Annotated in this window: 4 protein-coding genes and 2 pseudogenes; 4 read left to right on the forward strand and 2 right to left on the reverse strand. The window is 65.9% G+C overall.

Annotated elements, in window-relative coordinates:
- Positions 1-114: 114 nt before the first annotated feature.
- Positions 115-2,189, forward strand: a pseudogene (locus tag ABZY31_RS30500) (Helicase associated domain protein); the annotation flags it as partial.
- Between the two features lie 780 nt (positions 2,190-2,969).
- Here ABZY31_RS30500 and ABZY31_RS30505 read toward each other — a convergent pair.
- Complete coding sequence (locus ABZY31_RS30505) at positions 2,970-9,974, reverse strand: ricin-type beta-trefoil lectin domain protein (RefSeq protein ID WP_356416818.1); 7,005 nt, start codon at positions 9,972-9,974, stop codon at positions 2,970-2,972.
- A 492-nt stretch (positions 9,975-10,466) separates the two neighbouring features.
- On the opposite strand from ABZY31_RS30505, the gene ABZY31_RS30510 reads away from it, so the two are divergent.
- Together ABZY31_RS30510 and ABZY31_RS30515 are read left to right on the forward strand one after the other, a co-directional pair.
- On the forward strand, positions 10,467-13,631 hold the full coding sequence (locus ABZY31_RS30510) for a DNRLRE domain-containing protein (RefSeq protein WP_356416820.1): 3,165 nt from the start codon (positions 10,467-10,469) through the stop codon (positions 13,629-13,631).
- Between the two features lie 309 nt (positions 13,632-13,940).
- On the forward strand, positions 13,941-15,170 hold the full coding sequence (locus tag ABZY31_RS30515) for a glycosyltransferase family 39 protein (RefSeq protein WP_356416822.1): 1,230 nt from the start codon (positions 13,941-13,943) through the stop codon (positions 15,168-15,170).
- A 240-nt stretch (positions 15,171-15,410) separates the two neighbouring features.
- Here the strand turns inward: ABZY31_RS30515 and ABZY31_RS30520 are convergent, their stop codons facing one another.
- Positions 15,411-15,806: a hypothetical protein gene (locus tag ABZY31_RS30520; protein ID WP_356416824.1), complete on the reverse strand. Its 396-nt coding sequence runs from the start codon at positions 15,804-15,806 to the stop codon at positions 15,411-15,413.
- 74 nt (positions 15,807-15,880) lie between these two features.
- Here ABZY31_RS30520 and ABZY31_RS30525 point away from each other — a divergent pair.
- Positions 15,881-16,062 (forward strand): annotated as a pseudogene (locus ABZY31_RS30525) (hypothetical protein); the annotation flags it as partial.
- Positions 16,063-16,157: the final 95 nt, after the last annotated feature.

Below are 16,157 nucleotides of genomic sequence, written 5' to 3' on the forward strand. Positions count from 1 at the left end.
CGGTCAGGCCCCCACCCTCCGGATAACGCATACCACCGGCATACCGCAGGGATCATGAACCGTCACCACCGACGACAACCCGAAAATCTCAGTAATTCACACACGCAGGTGATCATGGCGACCGGATCCGGAAAAACCCGCGTCGCGATCCACAGTGCACAGGAGCTCCACGCAGACCGTGTGCTGGTCCTGGTGCCCTCGCTGGACCTGCTCGCCCAGACCGAGGCAGCATGGCGCGACGGCGGCCGCCAGAGCCCGGCGATCGGCGTGTCCTCGCTCCGCGGTGAAGAGGCGCCCTTCCCCAACACCACGGACGCGGACGAGCTCGTCGAATGGACCCGGGGCCTGAACGAGGTCACCGTCTACGCCACCTAAGCCTCTCTCGGCCTGGACACGCTGGAAAAGGCACACAGCGCTGGCCTTCCGGCATGGGACCTCATCGTGGTCGACGAGGCTCACCGAACGTCAGGCCGGATCGGGAAACCCTGGGCGGTCATCCACGACAACACACTCATCCCGGCGCTCCGACGCCTGTATATGACAGCCACACCAAGGCTGTGGCAATTGGGAAACAACGGAGCCCGAGTCCCCGGCGAGCTGGTCGCGAGCATGGACGACACTCCCCACGGCACCTTCGGCAGCCGCTGCTACACCCTGACACTCTCAGAAGCCATCGACAGGGGAATCTGTGCCCCCTACCAAGTTGTCTGCGTCGACATCACCGATCCCCAACTCCAAGCCGCGCAGCTCCTGGGCACCGAGGCCCGCTCCGAGGAGGTCCGGGGGGCCCGGATCGCCGCTCTGCAGACCTCGCTGGTGAAAGCGTCCTCGGTGGAAGACTTCCGCAGGACGCTCGTCTTCCACCACGTTGTCAAAGAAGCCGAGGCCTTCGCGGTCGGCCTCCCCGACGTCACCGCGCAGCTGAACAACGTGGACCCTGAGCTCTACCCGGCCACCATCTGGGCGGACTGGCTGTGCGGGAACACAGGCCGCTCCATCGGCGCCGTGTCCTCGCCGAATTCGCCGACAGCATCGCCACGGATGGCACCACCGTGGAGAAGGCCTACCTGTCCTCCGTGAAGGTGCTCGGTGAAGGCGTCGACACCCGCACCTGCGACTCCGTCTACTGGGCCGACGTCCGCGGCTCCATGCCCGACCTCGTCGAGCGTACGGCGGACTCGCCAAGCTCCTGGCAGCACTCCGGGCCCATGACGCCCGGATCGTGGAAACCCTCGCCGAACCACAGGCGCCGAGCCGCTATAAGCCCAGCACCACGAACAGCAATGGAAGCAGGGACGTCAGCGCGCCCGCCAAGGCCCTGCTCAAGTTCTCCACGCCCTGCGACCCAGCCGCGCTCTCCGCGTTCATCAACCTGCGTGTCCTCAACCCCGAACACGAACACTGGCGACGCGGGATCGAGGCCGCCGTCATCTACGCCCGCACCCAGGGCGACCTCCGCGTCCCGTCCACCTTTCGCGTCCCCGCCGTAGAGGCCACGGCGACATCCCGCTGGCCAGCCACCCTCGCCGCCTTCCCCCTCGGACAGTGGATCGCCGACGCTAGGCGCCTCTACAACCGCGGCGGCATGAGCCAGGAACGCGCCCAGCAGCTGGAGAAACTCGGCATGATCTGATCCCACTACGACGTCAACTGGGAAGAAGGCCTGTCCGCCGCACATGGCTGGGCCGCCGAACACGGACACCTCTTGGCGCCGGTGGACGCCACCTACCAAGGCGCGGCGGTGGGAATCTGGCTGAAGAACGCGCGAGCGGCCCGCAAGGCCACGGAGATCGAGCAGCGGCGCACCCAGGGACTGCCAGTCCACTCATCGGCCTGGACGATGACGCAGGAACGCCGCGAGCAGCTGGAGGCGATCGACCCCGCATGGTGCCCCGTTTGGCCGGTGGCCTGGCAGCGCTGCTTCCACCTCGTCCGCCGCCATCTCGGCACCGGCCAGGACCTGCCCACCGCTGCGGGCGAGACCATGTGCCAGGGCGAGGACCTCGGCCGGTGGGTCACCTCCGTCCGACACGGATAGGACCAACTCACCAGTGTGCAGCAGTGGATGTGCCAACACGTCCTCGGGATCGCACCTGCCGGCGAGGACGAGAAGCCGAAGCCCCGCACCAGCCAGGCGGACAAGTGGGAAGCTGCACTATGACGCTGCGACCCAGAGGACGGAACGTCAAAGATGTCCTGAGCCTTCACACATCAACACGCCAAAACCATCCACAACAGATCACGCCACACTCAACACAGACCAGAAAACCCCAGCTCACACACCCAAGGCCCACGCCGGGAACCGCCCGATCGGGCCCTCAACAAACCCACAACACCCCAGGCCAGCCAACAGCCAGCACACCAACCACCACCCCCTCCAGCGTCACGAGGTGGCGCGCTTGAGGGTGGTCTCCGAGACCACGGAGCGTGCACGAGCTCGTCGTCTCGGAGCTATGGCCGATGAGCACTATAAAACAAGGGGCCTCACCGACTCGAAACTCGGTGAGGCCCACTCCTTGATAACCGTCGCGCCAATTAGGTGTCAGAATAGACCGTAACAGTGGAGAAATAGCGACTTTCAGTCGAATCGGTTTACTATTACTTCACTGTCGGATTTCTGGTGCGCTTGCAATTGGTTAGTTCACTTCGACGATCTCTGGGACCCCATCCATTCCGTTTGGGTCATCGAAGGAACGAAAGTCGGCGGACTCTGGGGCCTTGGAGCGAGAGATGTGGATTCCGTGGAAGCAATTCATGCACCAGAAAATATTGAATCCTATCCGCGTCGCCGGATCGCCGATATAGCGAAGCTTTAGCCCGACAGTACCGCATTCTGGGCAGGGGCTGTCAACGCGACCGTCAATGAAACCGGCAATGGTCCGCATCCATTTATCCCGTTTACGTGACAAATTCACCTCCCCTCCCAGGCGGTTCACTAACCGATTGTACCGCAGATCCGCTATTTGACATCAAAGGCTACCCCCGGACGACTGAAAATACTTCCAAAACTGCGGCTCAGCACCAAAGGCCGTGTTTTCATACGTTCGCCCTATGCGAGTGTCTGCTCCTGCCCCGTAAAGGTCAAGTTGCATGACATGCGTACGTTCATGGCCGATCGTCTTGACCAAACTCTCCTCAGATGAGAATGCATCAGGATAGAATGTTATTCTTTTTGTTTCCGGATTTGTGTAACCGTACAGGTCTTTTCCTATCAGGTCTGGAGATCTGTCTATATTCCATTTGACGCCGGATAGGCCGACGCCGCCACGCTCTGCGTATTGCTTTACCGTGCGCCTTTGTAGAGGCAGGGGCAACTCTGAAAGCTCGCCAACATTTACCCCTCTCCGAAACAGTGCGAGCTGGGAGAACCTGGACGCTGACGAGACTTCGGGGGCTAGCGGCCCGAGGGGGATGCTTGCGGCAGCTGAACCTATACCTACGCCATCTCCGAACGCGGCGCTGTTGACATCCATACCATTCTTAGCACCCTCTGTGCGCATCGCGTCACTGGCGCATTCGACTTCGCCGAACAGCTTGAACGCTTGGCACCCGAAGGTGACCGCGTCAACAATCCCGGTGAGGATTCCGTAGCCCCAATCACGATCATTCCCGAGGGGCTGATCGACCCATTTGCTGGAGCAGCTAGCTCGATTGCAGCTACTTTTCAGGTGCCCCGGCTTTTTTGTTCCCTTGTTTATTTTCCCTGGGGCTGGGGCCCAGGTGTCTTGGACTTGGTCCAGGTTCCTGAGCCCGTGGTCCCCTCGATTGCGGGCGTTATCGCGGTTCTGCAGGGTGTTTTGTCCGCCGTTGCCGTTATTGCCGCCACTGTCGAACCAACCACCGTCGTTCATGCCTTCCATGAGGTGCAGGCCGGAGGGGTCCGAGTTCCCGATCGGGTTTCCGTTGGAATACGTAAATCCGTTCATCTGGAGCGGATCGGTAATGTCGATGATTGGGTCGATGGAGATGAAGCGGCCGGTGGTGGGGTCGTATTCGCGGGCGCCGATGTGGGTGAGGCCGGTGGTGTTGTCGTCGTTGCCGGTACCGAGGAAGGTGCGGCTGCCGGGCCAGTTGGGTGACTGCGCGCCGCGCGGGTTTCCGTAGGGGTCGGACTTGCGTCGGGTGACGGTCTGGCCGGTGCTCTGTTCGACTGATGTGCTGGCGGTGCCGTGGTGGTCGGCCAGTTGGACCGCCATGACGTGGCCGGTGGCCTTGCCCTTGGTGCGGCGGATGGTGGTGGCGCCGGCGCCGGCGTAGTAGCGGACGGCGTCGACGGCGTCGCCGTTCTTGTTGACGGTGATCTCGGATTCGCCGAGGTAGAGGGTACGACTGTTGCCGTTGTCCTCGATCAGACGGTTTCCCGAGGCGTCGTAGAGGTAGGCGGTGGTGTTGTTGAAGCTCCACTGCTGGCTGGCGGCGCTGTTGCACGTCCCCAGTTTCAGGTCGGTGCCGGCGGTCTCGTCGGCACCGGGGACGTCGACGCACTGGCCGGTCGCCGGGTTTTGCAGGCTCTTGTCCGCCGCGCGGTAGACGAACTTTTGCTTGTCGCTGCCCTCACAGGTGGACAGGACCAGCGTGCCTGCGTTGCTGGTGAGGCACTTGCCCAGTGCGCGGACGGTGTCGCCGGTCAGGCGCCACTGCTGTGCCCTGGTCTCGTTGCAATACCAGATCTGGATCGGCGTGTTGTCTGCCGTGTTGGAGTTGTCGATGTCGAGGCATTTCCCCGCGAGGCCCGTGACGGCGCCCGCTCCGATGCCGGGGCTGGTGGCGGAGGTGACCTTGTTGCGGCGGTCCCAGTCCAGGGTCTGGGTGTCTCCGCCGAGGGTGCGGCGGGTGGTGTTGCCGGAGGTGTCGTAGCCGTAGGTCGACTGGGAATTGATCGTCGATCCGGGCTTGCGGGTGACCGCGTCGACCTTGGTGAGGGCGTGTGGCTGGGTCGTGGTGGTGGGCTGGGTGCCGTTGCCGGTAACCGTGACGCCGTAGGTGTACGTGTACTCGTCGTCCAGGGACGCGTTGGTCAGGTCGTGGTCGACGAGCTTGGTGCGGTTGCCGATGGCGTCGAAGGAGTACGACTGCCAGTAGCCGTCACCGTCGGGGCCGGGGGTCACGTCGTTCAGGGACGGGCCGGTGCAGCTCTCGGTCTTTCCGGTCCAGGCCTGGGTGAGCTGGCCCATCGGGTCGTAGGCGTAGCACTGGCGGTCGTTGCGGCCGCCGGGCTGGCTGTCGGTGACCGAGGTGATGTTGCCCGCGGGGTCGTAGTTGTAGGAGACGTCGCTGATGCGGTTGGGGTTGGCGGTTTCCCGGTCCGTGATGGAGTGGGTGACCTGGCCGGTGTTCGGGTTGTAGCTGTTGGTGGCCCACACGCGCTGCGGCGCCGCGCCCGAAGCGGTGCGCAGGACCTCGCCGAAGGGGCTGTAGACGGTGTCGGCCGTGTACCAGGACAGGCCGGACATGGTGATGGGCGAGCCGTCGCCGTTGTAGCGGGTGACGAGCTTTTCGGCGGCGAGGCCGCCGGGGGTGGCCGGGAGGGTGGTCGACTGGATCTTGCCGGTGGGCGTGTAGGTGACGCCGTAGGCGTAGCTGCCGGCCAGGCCCTTGGCGGCCGGGACGTCCGGGATCGTGATCTTCGATCCGGTGGGGCGGTATTCGGTGTCGTAGCCGGTGACTTCGCTGGTGAACGGCTTGCCGTCGTAGTAGCGGGTCGAGGCGACGGGCTGGCCCTTGGCTCCCGGGAGGGAGTCGAAGGTCCAGGACGCGACGAGCGGGCCGTTGGCGGCGTCGTCGCGGGTTTCGGTCTTGCGGCCGAGGACGTCGTACGTCGTGTACTGGGCGCGGCCGGCGGAGTCCTTGGTCCAGATCTGCTGGTCGAGGTTGTTGTAGCCGAATTCGGCCTGGCCCATGTCCGGGTCGTTGGACGAGGTCATGCGGCCGCGGGCGTCGTAGGCGTAGGTCCAGTTGTTGCCCGCCGGGTCGGTGACCTTGGAGAGCTTGCCACGGACGTCGTAGGTGTAGCGGGTGGTGTTCCAGGTCGTCAGGTCGGTGGACGTGGCGTACTGGACGAGCGCCGTGCGGCCGAGTGCGTCGGTGGTGGTCTTGCTGGCGCGGCTGCCGCTGAGCGGTGTCGTGCCGTCGGCCGACATCGCGGTGCGGGAGAGGGCCCAGTCGCCCTCGTAGCGGGTGGTGGTGGAGTACTGCGGGACGTCAGCGAAGAGGGTCGTCGTGCGGACCGCGCGGCCGAGGCCGTCATAGGCGGTCTTGGTGGAGTTGGGGACCTTGAAGACGGACTCTGGGACGAAGATGTGCCTGTCCGGATCGCCCTCCGCGTAGTAGCCGTTGTTCGTCTGACGGACCGTGCCGTCGGCGCTATAGAAGGTGTCCGTGATCAGGCGGCCGCCGCCGAGGGCTTCGGCCTGGGACTGACGGGGCCGGAGCAGGCCGTCGTAGATCACGACGGAGTTGGTGTAGGTGCCGTTGTCCTGCAGCGTGCTGCTGGTGACGACGGGGGGCTCGTGCGCGGCGATCTGGTAGGCAAAGGTGTAGGCCGCCTTGTCCGTCCCCGGCTTCTGGGATGGGGTCCAGACCGCGGTGGTTCGGCCAAGGTTGTCATATGCCGTGGTTGCCTTGCGGCCGTTGGCATCGGTGCTCTCGAGGGCACTGCCGCGGCCCGGGTCAATCTTTGCCGTGCTCACGTGCCCTGCGGCGTTGGTCGCTGTAGTACTGAAAACTGGCCCGGTGGCCGGGCTGAAGGCGGTGGACGTTGCCTTCCCTGAAGCGTCGTACACCTTCGTGGTGCGTCCGAGGGCGTCGAACTCCATCCGCGCGGTCGTGGTCCAGCCGGTGCCGGCGGCGTCATTGGTGTCGATTTGGTAGACGAGGCCCTTGACCGGCGAGGCGCCGAACGCGTTCACCGCGTCGTAGGAGGTACGTGCGTCAGAAATCATCGCGCCTGTGGCAGCCGTGCCGCAGTCGCCTGCTGTCGTCCGTACCCGTTGGGGCAGGCCGATCAAGTTCTTCGCCACGTTGTGGACGTACGTCGTAGTGGCGCACTTCTGGTCGACGGTTGTCCAACCGCCTGCGCCGTCTGGGGTCAATGCCTCTGACTGGGTGGTCAGCGTCAGCCCGTAGGTGGGGTCGAACGTGGCCTTCGAGCGGCTGATTCGAGTAGCACCGCCACTGATCGTCTGGATGACGTCGGTACGAGGGGTGCTGACTCGGAATGCTTCGAGCGGAGTGGTGCCGTCACGGGGACGGGAGGCGGTTTTCTGGTTCGCCTTCCAGGTCAGAGTCCGTTCGGCGATGCTCCCGCCGACCTTGCTGTAGGTGATTGATTCGGCGGTCTGTCCCTGATAGGCGAGGAGGTCCTCGCCGAGGTCCTCGGTGCCGGTGGAGTCCTTGACCGTGATTTTCGGACGGCCCGCATCAGCGGACATGCCGCGAAAGTAGCGAGCGCGGGTCTGGGATTCCTCGGTGGCCTCGGCTCCGCCGGTGTTGGTGGTCGCGCCCGTTTTGACCACGACGCTCGCGTATCCCCGCCACTGGCTGTAGGTGCGCAGCTCGGGCTTGGAGAACTCGTCGGTTTCCTTGGCCCAGGCCGCGTCGCCCTCATAGGTGTAGCTGGTGACCAGGTCGTCCTGACGAGCGACCCGGTCTTTTTCGATGACCCGGTCGACGACGTACTTGTTGAACCACTGCAGCGGGGGGGTTTCCAGGTCCGGGTCGGGTGACCAGTGGACCGGGTAGCAGCGGGTGGTGTTCTCCTCCGGCTTCGGGTGAGTGCCACCGACCGGGCATGGGGCTGAGTATTCCGTGTGGATTTCGCCGCCGGTCTCAGTACGGATGGTTTCCACGCGGAGGCGGTCGAAGTCAGGAGTGGCATCGTTCGGGCCGGTTGCGACTCGGTTGGGCATGTCCTTGACGTTGGCGATGAAGGAGACCGCCGGCAGCGTGGTGCCCTGCTGGTTCCCGTTGTCATCCTTGCCCGTGCCGTAGCCGGTTCGCGTGATGGACTCCAGCCACAGCGGCGGGTGAGTGTCCGTGCGCTGCTTCGGGAAGGACTGTGTGAGGTTCCATCGGTCGACGAGTGACAATGCGGTGGAACCTTCGGTGCGCTGACCGTAGGTCGTCACTGCGGCCAGACGCTTACGGGACCAGAAGGTCGGTGAAGACGTGTAGCAGTCCTTCGCGTCTGCCTTGCAGTTGAGCGTGGAAGGAGTGTCCCACCAGGGCTGCTTGTCCCCGTAGTTCTTCGACTCGAATTCGGTGTCCGAGCAGGTCGTCATGCCCTCCTTGATGCACCGCTCGGCGACCGTGAACTCGACTTTGCCTGCGGGTGCGCCCGACAGGTTGTCGGCGCGCAGGCCGTAGGTGATCTGGGCAGGGTAGCCGCCGCGGTCGTAGGCGACCTTTGTCTTCGTCTTCTGGTTCTTGGCGTAGTTGTTGGTTTCCTTGGCCCAGTCGATGATCATCGCGTTGCCGTGGACGTCCTCGGCGTAGTCGAGGTTCCACCGCCATCCCTGGGTGCAGAAGGAGTCGGCGTATGCGGCCTGATAGCAGGGCTCGCCGGGGTGGTTGCCGACGACCGGGACGGTCAGGACGGAGTTCGTGACAGGACGGCTGCCTGCGCCGTCCACGTCGTGGCGGCCGAAGAAGTAGCGGGTGCCTTCACGAGTGGTGACGATCCAGTACTCGCCGTCCTTTGCGCCATTGGGAATGGAGGCGTCTGTTTTGTGTTCGACCTTCGAGCCGTCGTCGGAAGTCGGGATCCACTGGCCGGTAGCGGCGTCATGGACCAGCTCGGTGGTGCTGCCGCCGAACGACATCACAGCGTTGTCGCCCGCCCAGCACAGGTCACCCTTCTTCTTGTCCGTGGCATTGTTGTTGTTCGGAGCGCTGGGCGTTGCCTTCTGATCATCGGTACAGGACCGGTAGCGACGTTCGATGTAGCCGGGGTTGTAGTCCCAGCCGTCGCCGATCCATGAGGCCTGGCCGTTGGCGACAGAGGTCTTGCCGTCCACGGCCTGCGACGAATACGAGAATGCGATCTTCGGGGCCGGGCCAGCTGGCGGCGCCGGCACGGTCAGCGGGTAGCTCCAGGAAAACCCACCCCCACTGCCGCCCGCTGTCCAGCTGCCGGATGCGGACAAGGAGCTGGCCTTATACGTACCGCCCGCACCGGAGGCCGAGTCCGACGCCGCGAGGACCATCGGGCCTCCGCCGCCGACCGCCATCGTGCGCAAGCCCTGACCCGGCGCGGTGGCCGGGTCGACGGTCGCTCGGACGGTGCCGGTGCTCGGGTCGTTGGTGCTGGGGACGTCCTTTGCGGTGGTGCACTCCGCAACATCGGGGGTGGTCAGGAAGCACTCCGGGAGCTGCTTCAGTTCCAGGCGGGAAGACCACTCGGTGCCGAAGAGGTCTTCGAACTTCTTGTAGTCCAGCTGCACGTCGACCGCTGTTGAGCCGGTCGCCGGAGGCGTGACCTTGATGATCGCGCCATCGACGGCGGCGGCCTCGGTGGCTGTGCGCGCCTCGACCGAGACGCCCCAGGTGCCCGACGGTTCGGCCGGGGTGGGGTTCGACTCGGTCGGTGATGCCTTGCCGATGCTGACCGGCAACGAGCCTGCCTGCACCAGCTGGGTTCCCGTGGCCGGGCTCAGGGCGACGTTCGCCGATCCTGCAGCGGGCGGAGCGACCTTGGACGGCTCGTAGCCGGCGGGCGGCTGGACGGGCGCGCCGTCCCAGCCTTCGAGTTTGGCGGCGGCGACCTTGTCGAGCTTGGCCTTCATCTCCTGTTGGAGACCGGGCAGGTCGATCCCGTCGCGGTCGCCCGGTGGCGCGGCCCAAGCCGCGGTGGGCAAGAGACTGGCGACGAGGAGCACCGAAAGCGTGACTCCGGTGCGTCTTGCCATGCGACTGCGCACGGCACGCGCCTTCCCATTTCTGGGCAGGCGGAAGTTGTTCGCCGAGAACGGCGACATGTGGACCCCCCCACGCTCTGCCAGCCGCGCCTGAGGCAGACGGGTGGCAGGAAACTGACAAATTAGGGATTGATTCTGCGCGTAAAGACGACATGAAATCCATAGCCCGATCACCTATGTGGCCATGATCACTTTACTGATCTTAAATAATAGTAGGTAAGCCGTATATTGGTTCATTTGGGGCACGGTTGGAGGGGGTGCGGGGGTGACGAATCAGGTGTGATGGTTCATGCTCACCTCGCACATTTATGCGTGAAGGGCGAGTGGGGAGCGGACCCTTCATTTCCGGCCGAGATGGCCGCTTTACCGCTAGTACCAAGGGTGTCGTTCGCGCGCCCGAGGGGGGAGAAGATCAGCGTGTCTACCAGTGAATCAAAGGATGAGAGTTCACCAACTCCGCAATCGGATAGGGCAGTTGAACCGATCGGCCAGCGCCCAAAGCGTCGCCGAGCCGTCGGCGCGCTGGCCGCCCTGCTGGCCGTAGCCATTGCGGTGCCCGTCGGATTCCAGCTGACGAAGAGCGCGCCGAAAAGCGCTGCGAAGCCGCAGGCCGAGATGGGGAAGCCGGTCACCGCCGCTCAGGCGCGCCAGCAGGCGAAGGAGTCCGGCAAGGAGGTCGAGGTCACCGCCGACCGGACCGCGAAGATCACGACGTGGGCGCAGCCGAGCGGCCAGTTCAAGGCGCGGGTATACAGCAGTGCGATCCGAGCCAAGGTCGGCAACGACTGGAAGCCGATCGACACGAACCTGCAGCGGGTGGAAGCCGGTTACGCGCCCAGGGCGGTCAACGAACGGCTCGTGTTCAGCGCGGGCAGCAAGCCCGCCGTTGCTTCCGGGGCCGGTACGGCTGATGGCCAGCGGGCCTCCCGTTCGGTGTCGCGGGACGCGCTGTCACAGGTTGCGTTCAGCACTACCGGTACCAAGCTGCCGAACGCTCTCGCCGCTCCCGCCCCCGGTGCCGTCTGGACCGAGCTCGTACGCCTTTCGGTCGACGGCCACGACATCGTCGTGAGCTGGCCGGGAGCCCTGCCGGAGCCCGTCATCGACGGGCCGCGCGCGTTGTACGAGAACATCCGCCCCGGCATCGACCTGCTGATGACAGCCCAGAACGGTGGCTACTCCCACCTGGTCATCGTCAAGAACAAGCAAGCGGCCGCCGACCCTCTGATAGGCGAGCTGAACTACCGCCTCGCCTCCCCCGACCTGAGCTTCGTCCTCGACGAGCCGTCCGGCGCCATCAGCGCCCGCGACACCAAGAGCGAAGAGATCGCCGGCGCACCCACCCCCTACATGTGGGACAACTCCGGCAAGATCATCACCACCGAAGGCGAGGCCCAGCCCACACCCGGGCCCGCGGCCAAGGACCACCCCTCGCTCGGCCTGTCAGGCATCCGCGGCGCCGAAGGCGCCCACGCCGTCGCCGCAAAGGCGGCACTCGCCACAGCGGACAAGACCAACACGCTCAGCATCACGCCGGATGCCGGCCTGCTGAACGACGCCGACACCGTGTACCCCGTATTCATCGACCCCTCATTCCACTCGAGCGGCTGGACCCTCCTCTACAAAACCGCCGGGTCTTCCAGCTTCTTCAACGGCCAGAACTATAATGCGGGCGGCACCAACGAGGCCCGCGTCGGTTACGAATCGACCTCCGGCGGCACCTCCCGCTCCGTATTCAATTTCGACTTCGATAGCACCCTGAACGGCGCTGTCATCAGATCTGCAAACCTGCATGTCCTGCAGACATATTCGTGGTCGTGTGAGGCGAAGCCCTTCGACGTCTACAACACCCCTTTCATCAGCAGTTCCAGCACGTGGGACAACACCAACAACAACACCTTCTGGGGCAAGCGCGTCGGCGGTGGCAACGCCGGGCACGGGTACAACAGCTCCTGCCCGGATAATTGGGCCATGGTCGACGTCAAGAACACGATCACGGAGGCCGCAGCCAACAGGTGGCAGGCCGTATCCCTGGGCCTGCGCGCACCGAACGAATCGGACTCCTATCTCTGGAAAAAATTCCAGGCCAACAGTGACATGGCTCCATTCATCGACTACGAATTCAACAGGCCCCCGGACACCCCCCTTCAGGCCAATATGAGCAGCTCCCCCGGCGGCCCCTGCGTCACCCGTGAGCCTTTCACCAAGGTCGGCAAGACCCCCGTGACTCTCAGGGCCAAGGCCACCGACGGCGACGGCAACCTGAAGAAAATTCAGTTCCGTGTCTGGTCCACTGACGGCACCCAGTCCATCGCCACCGACACCATCGACACCGACACCGACGGCGTTGCCACGACCACTATCGGCTGGGAGCGGTTCACCCCGGGCAAGACGTACGCCTGGCTCGCCCAGGCCATCGACACCACCGGCTGGTGGTCCGGCAGCGGCCCCTCCGACTCCGGCGGCGGCGGATGGTGCACCTTCACCGTAGACCACACCGCCCCCAACCCCCCGGCCGTGCGCTCCGACGACTTCCCCGCCCCCGGCCCCGACGGCGCCGAGTGGAGCAAGAACACCCTCGGTCCCGGCAAGGTCACCATCACCGGCGGTGGTACCAACGCCGCCGATATCCGCGAGTACCAGTGGGCGCTCAACCACCCCGTCTACAACCAGAAGGCCGTGCCCGCGGCGGGCCAGGACACCGTCACCCTCGACATCAACCCCGACAACAGCGGCCCGAACGTCCTCTACGTCCGTACCGTCAACCAAGCCGGGAACATCTCCACCCCCACCGTCTACCTCTTCTACGTCCGTCCCCGGGCCGGTCAGGACAGGTCGAACGACGCCACCGGTGACGGCTACAGCGACACCTTCGCCATCGACAGCTCGGGCGACCTGCGCATCTACGCCGGAGACAAGACGGGCGACATCGACGCCTGGATGCCCGCGGCAACCGACGCCGGCAGGCCGGTCCCCAGCGGGTACTGGAAGGACCCGGCCAGCGGCAAGAGCGCCCTCATCACCCACTCCACCGACTGGTTCCCCGGCGACGGCCTCACCGACCTCATCGCCCGGATGCCCGACGGCAAGCTCTACGTCTACCCCGGCGACGGCAACGGCCGCGTCGACATCAGCCGCCGCCTCGAGATCCTCCTGCCTGCCGGTTCGCCGAACCCCGCCACCCTCAGCCAACTCGTCGCGGGCGACGACGTCACCGGTGACGGCATGCCCGACTTCTTCGCCCTCGCGGACAACGGCGACACTTTCTGGGCCTTCACCGGCTACACCGGAGCCAGCTTCTCCACCGTCAAGCAGATCGGCGGCGCCGGCTGGAAGCAGCGCGACATCGTCGGCGTACGCGACATCTCCGGCGACGGCGTCGCCGACCTGATCTTCCGCGACGAATCGATGCCCAGCCGCGGCCTCGCCCTGCGCAAGGGCAAGCCCGGCGCCACCGGCGGAGTCGACCTCTCCTCCCTCTCCACCGAAGCCGCCTCCAACGGCGCCCAGGACATCACCTACGGCACCACCGGCTGGAGCCGCACCACCTGGCCCCTCCTGCGCGGCGTCCCCGACGTCAGCGGCGACGGCATCCCCGACCTCTACCTCACCAACACCAACGGCATGATCTACCTCTACAAGGGCGGCACCACCGCCCTCGGCACCGGCGGGAACGTCGAAGAAGACGGCTGGAACACCTTCCCCGCCATCGGCTGATCACAGATCCCGAATCGTCGGCCGGATCGCAGGCCGCGGGATCGTAGGCCGCAGACATCAGGGGCGCCCGGCCGGATCATCCGGCCGGGCGCTCCGCCGTGTCGACCTCCCGCCCACGACCGGCCGATGGTTCGGAGCGTGCCGGTAGGGTGTGGGACCCCCGACTCCCGCGAGGAACCAGGACGGCCAGTGCCAGCACCTCACATACCCGTCGACACGCTCGACCGGACGCATCGGACTCACCGGGCCCGCCGGGCACCGCAATCCGACAGCACGGGTGACCACCGGGGCAAGGGAAGCCCGCGAGCGATGTGGGCCTCGTGGCGGCGCGCCCAAGGCGCGCTGCTCGTACACATCGCGCTGCGGCTGGTGGGCGTCGGCGTGGTCGCCGCCTGGGGACAGCGCAAGGGCATCGGACTCCACGAGATCCTGGCGACGCGATGGGACTCGGTCTACTACCTCAACATCGCCGACCACGGCTACTCCAGCGCCATGGTCCCGGCGTGCCACATCGGCGGCCCGACCTGCAAGCTCGCCTTCTTCCCCGTCTACCCCCTGCTGACGCGCGGGCTGTCGGCCGTCACCGGAGTGCCGGCCGACTGGGCGGGCTGGGCCATCTCCCTCGTCGCCTCGGTGCTCGCCGCCTGGGGGATCTTCGCCGTGGCGGAGAAGCTCCACAGCGCCCGCGTCGCCTTCTTCGCCGTCGCGCTCTACGCGGTCGTACCCCACGCCCTGGTCCTGTCCATGGCGTACACCGAGCCCGTATTCATCGCCCTGAGCGCGTGGGCCGTGTACGCCGTACTCACCCGCCGCTGGCTCACCGCCGGGGTACTGGCCCTGCTGGTCGGCGCCACCCGCCCCTCGGGCGCCGCGGTCGTCGCCGCCGTCGTCCTGTGCGCGCTGTGGGCCCTGTTCACCGGACGCAAGCGGCACGGCGTGCGCCGGCCGAGCGCCCGGCTGTGCACGACCGTACTCCTGGCGCCGCTCGGCTGGTTCGCCTTCTTCGCCTGGGTCGGGCACCGGATGAGCCGCTGGGACGGGTACTTCGTCGAGCAGAGCCAGTGGGGCTCGACCTTCGACGGCGGCGTCTACACGGCGCAGCGCCTGCGCGAGCTGGTCACCCAGCCCGGCCTCACCCTGAACCAGGTGGTGGTCTCCACCACCGTCGTCACCGCACTGGTCCTGCTCGTCCTGCTGTCCCGCCAGCGCCCGCCCGCCGTCGTCTGGATCTACACGGCGGTGCTCGTCCTCATCGCCGCCGGAGGAGCCGGCTTCTTCCACTCCAAGGCCCGCTTCCTCCTCCCCGCCTTCCCCCTCCTCTTCCCCTTCGCCGTCGCCCTCGCACGCGCCCGCACGGCGACGGTGTACTGGATCCTCGGTACCGCGACAGCCGCCTCGGCCCTCTACAGCGGACCTCACCCTCGTCTGGAACCGGTCTCCCTGAGAAGGCGCAACGCCCAGCGATCGGTGCCTCGCCAGGGGAAACGGCTACGGCCGCCTCCCTCAGATGGGGCGGCGGCCGTAGCCGTGGTCGGATGACGAGGGACACCACTCGGCGGTGCAGACCGGTGCAGGCCGGCTCGATGCCCGCCGTCGGTTCGCGCGGGTGGTCCCCCAGCTGTACCGGACAACGGGGGCGCCGTCGGCCCCGAGGGCTTCGAAGAGGTAGAAGTGGGTGCTCCCCGGGCTGCGCCGTGGTGTCCGCGTAGCTCCTGGCCGAGGTCCGCAGGAGCCCGGCGTGCAGCGGCTCGTACGCACCGGAGACCGGGTTCCACTTGCTCACGCGGTATCCGGTGATCGGCTCGCAGACAGCGGCGACAGCGCACTGCCAAGAGAAGGCGGGAGCGTCGGACCCGTAGACCATCGAGTGCGGAATCCGGTGAATATCTCGTACTTCTTGCCGGGGTCGAGCTCGAGGTGGAACTGCTTCATGGAAGCGTCCTCGAAGGGAGGCCTCGTGGGGGACAGCTCCACGTCACCCATGGTGCTTTCGGCGGAACCGGGCCATTGGATCGGGTTGGTGACGTCGGCTTCGTGATCCTTCAGGTACTGGTTCACGCAGTCCTTCGGGGCCTTGAAACTCAGCACCAGACTCGGGCCGGGCCATGACGTCTGACCGGAGAAGGTCTCCTTCTCGGTCTGGCACCGCGGGAGGTCAAGCTGGAACGCCTGCATGACCTCCTGTCGGCTCTCCTCGGCGCACCCCGTGACGAGGGGGAACGAAAGGGTTGACAGAGCGATCAACAGCCAAGCGGGAAGGCGCCCACCGGCCGGTACCCGCGGCCACGGGGAGCCGATCGCGGTCGACGGCGAGGCGCAGCCGGTGACCGTCAAACTGGGCGTACGGGTCTCCAACACCAAGTCGAGGCGCGACAAGCTCGCGGCGGAGCAGCTCGACGCCCTGCGGGAACTCGGCGTCGACTGGGCCTGACCTAGTGCCGTGACCGGGAAGGTTCGCCGGGTTGGGTGGTCAGGCCGCGATGGGTAGGGGTCTGCCGCCCCAGCGAAGGCCTCTTTCGCTGCGGA

It is taken from the genome of Streptomyces sp. NPDC006529 (assembly GCF_040611795.1).
Classification (GTDB): domain Bacteria; phylum Actinomycetota; class Actinomycetes; order Streptomycetales; family Streptomycetaceae; genus Streptomyces.

Coding starts and splice junctions, on each gene's coding strand:
- ABZY31_RS30505 (WP_356416818.1), bottom strand. CDS start 9,974: ATGTCGCCGTTCTCGGCGAACAACTTCCGCCTGCCCAGAAATGGGAAG.
- ABZY31_RS30515 (WP_356416822.1), top strand. CDS start 13,941: ATGTGGGCCTCGTGGCGGCGCGCCCAAGGCGCGCTGCTCGTACACATC.
- ABZY31_RS30520 (WP_356416824.1), bottom strand. CDS start 15,806: ATGCAGGCGTTCCAGCTTGACCTCCCGCGGTGCCAGACCGAGAAGGAG.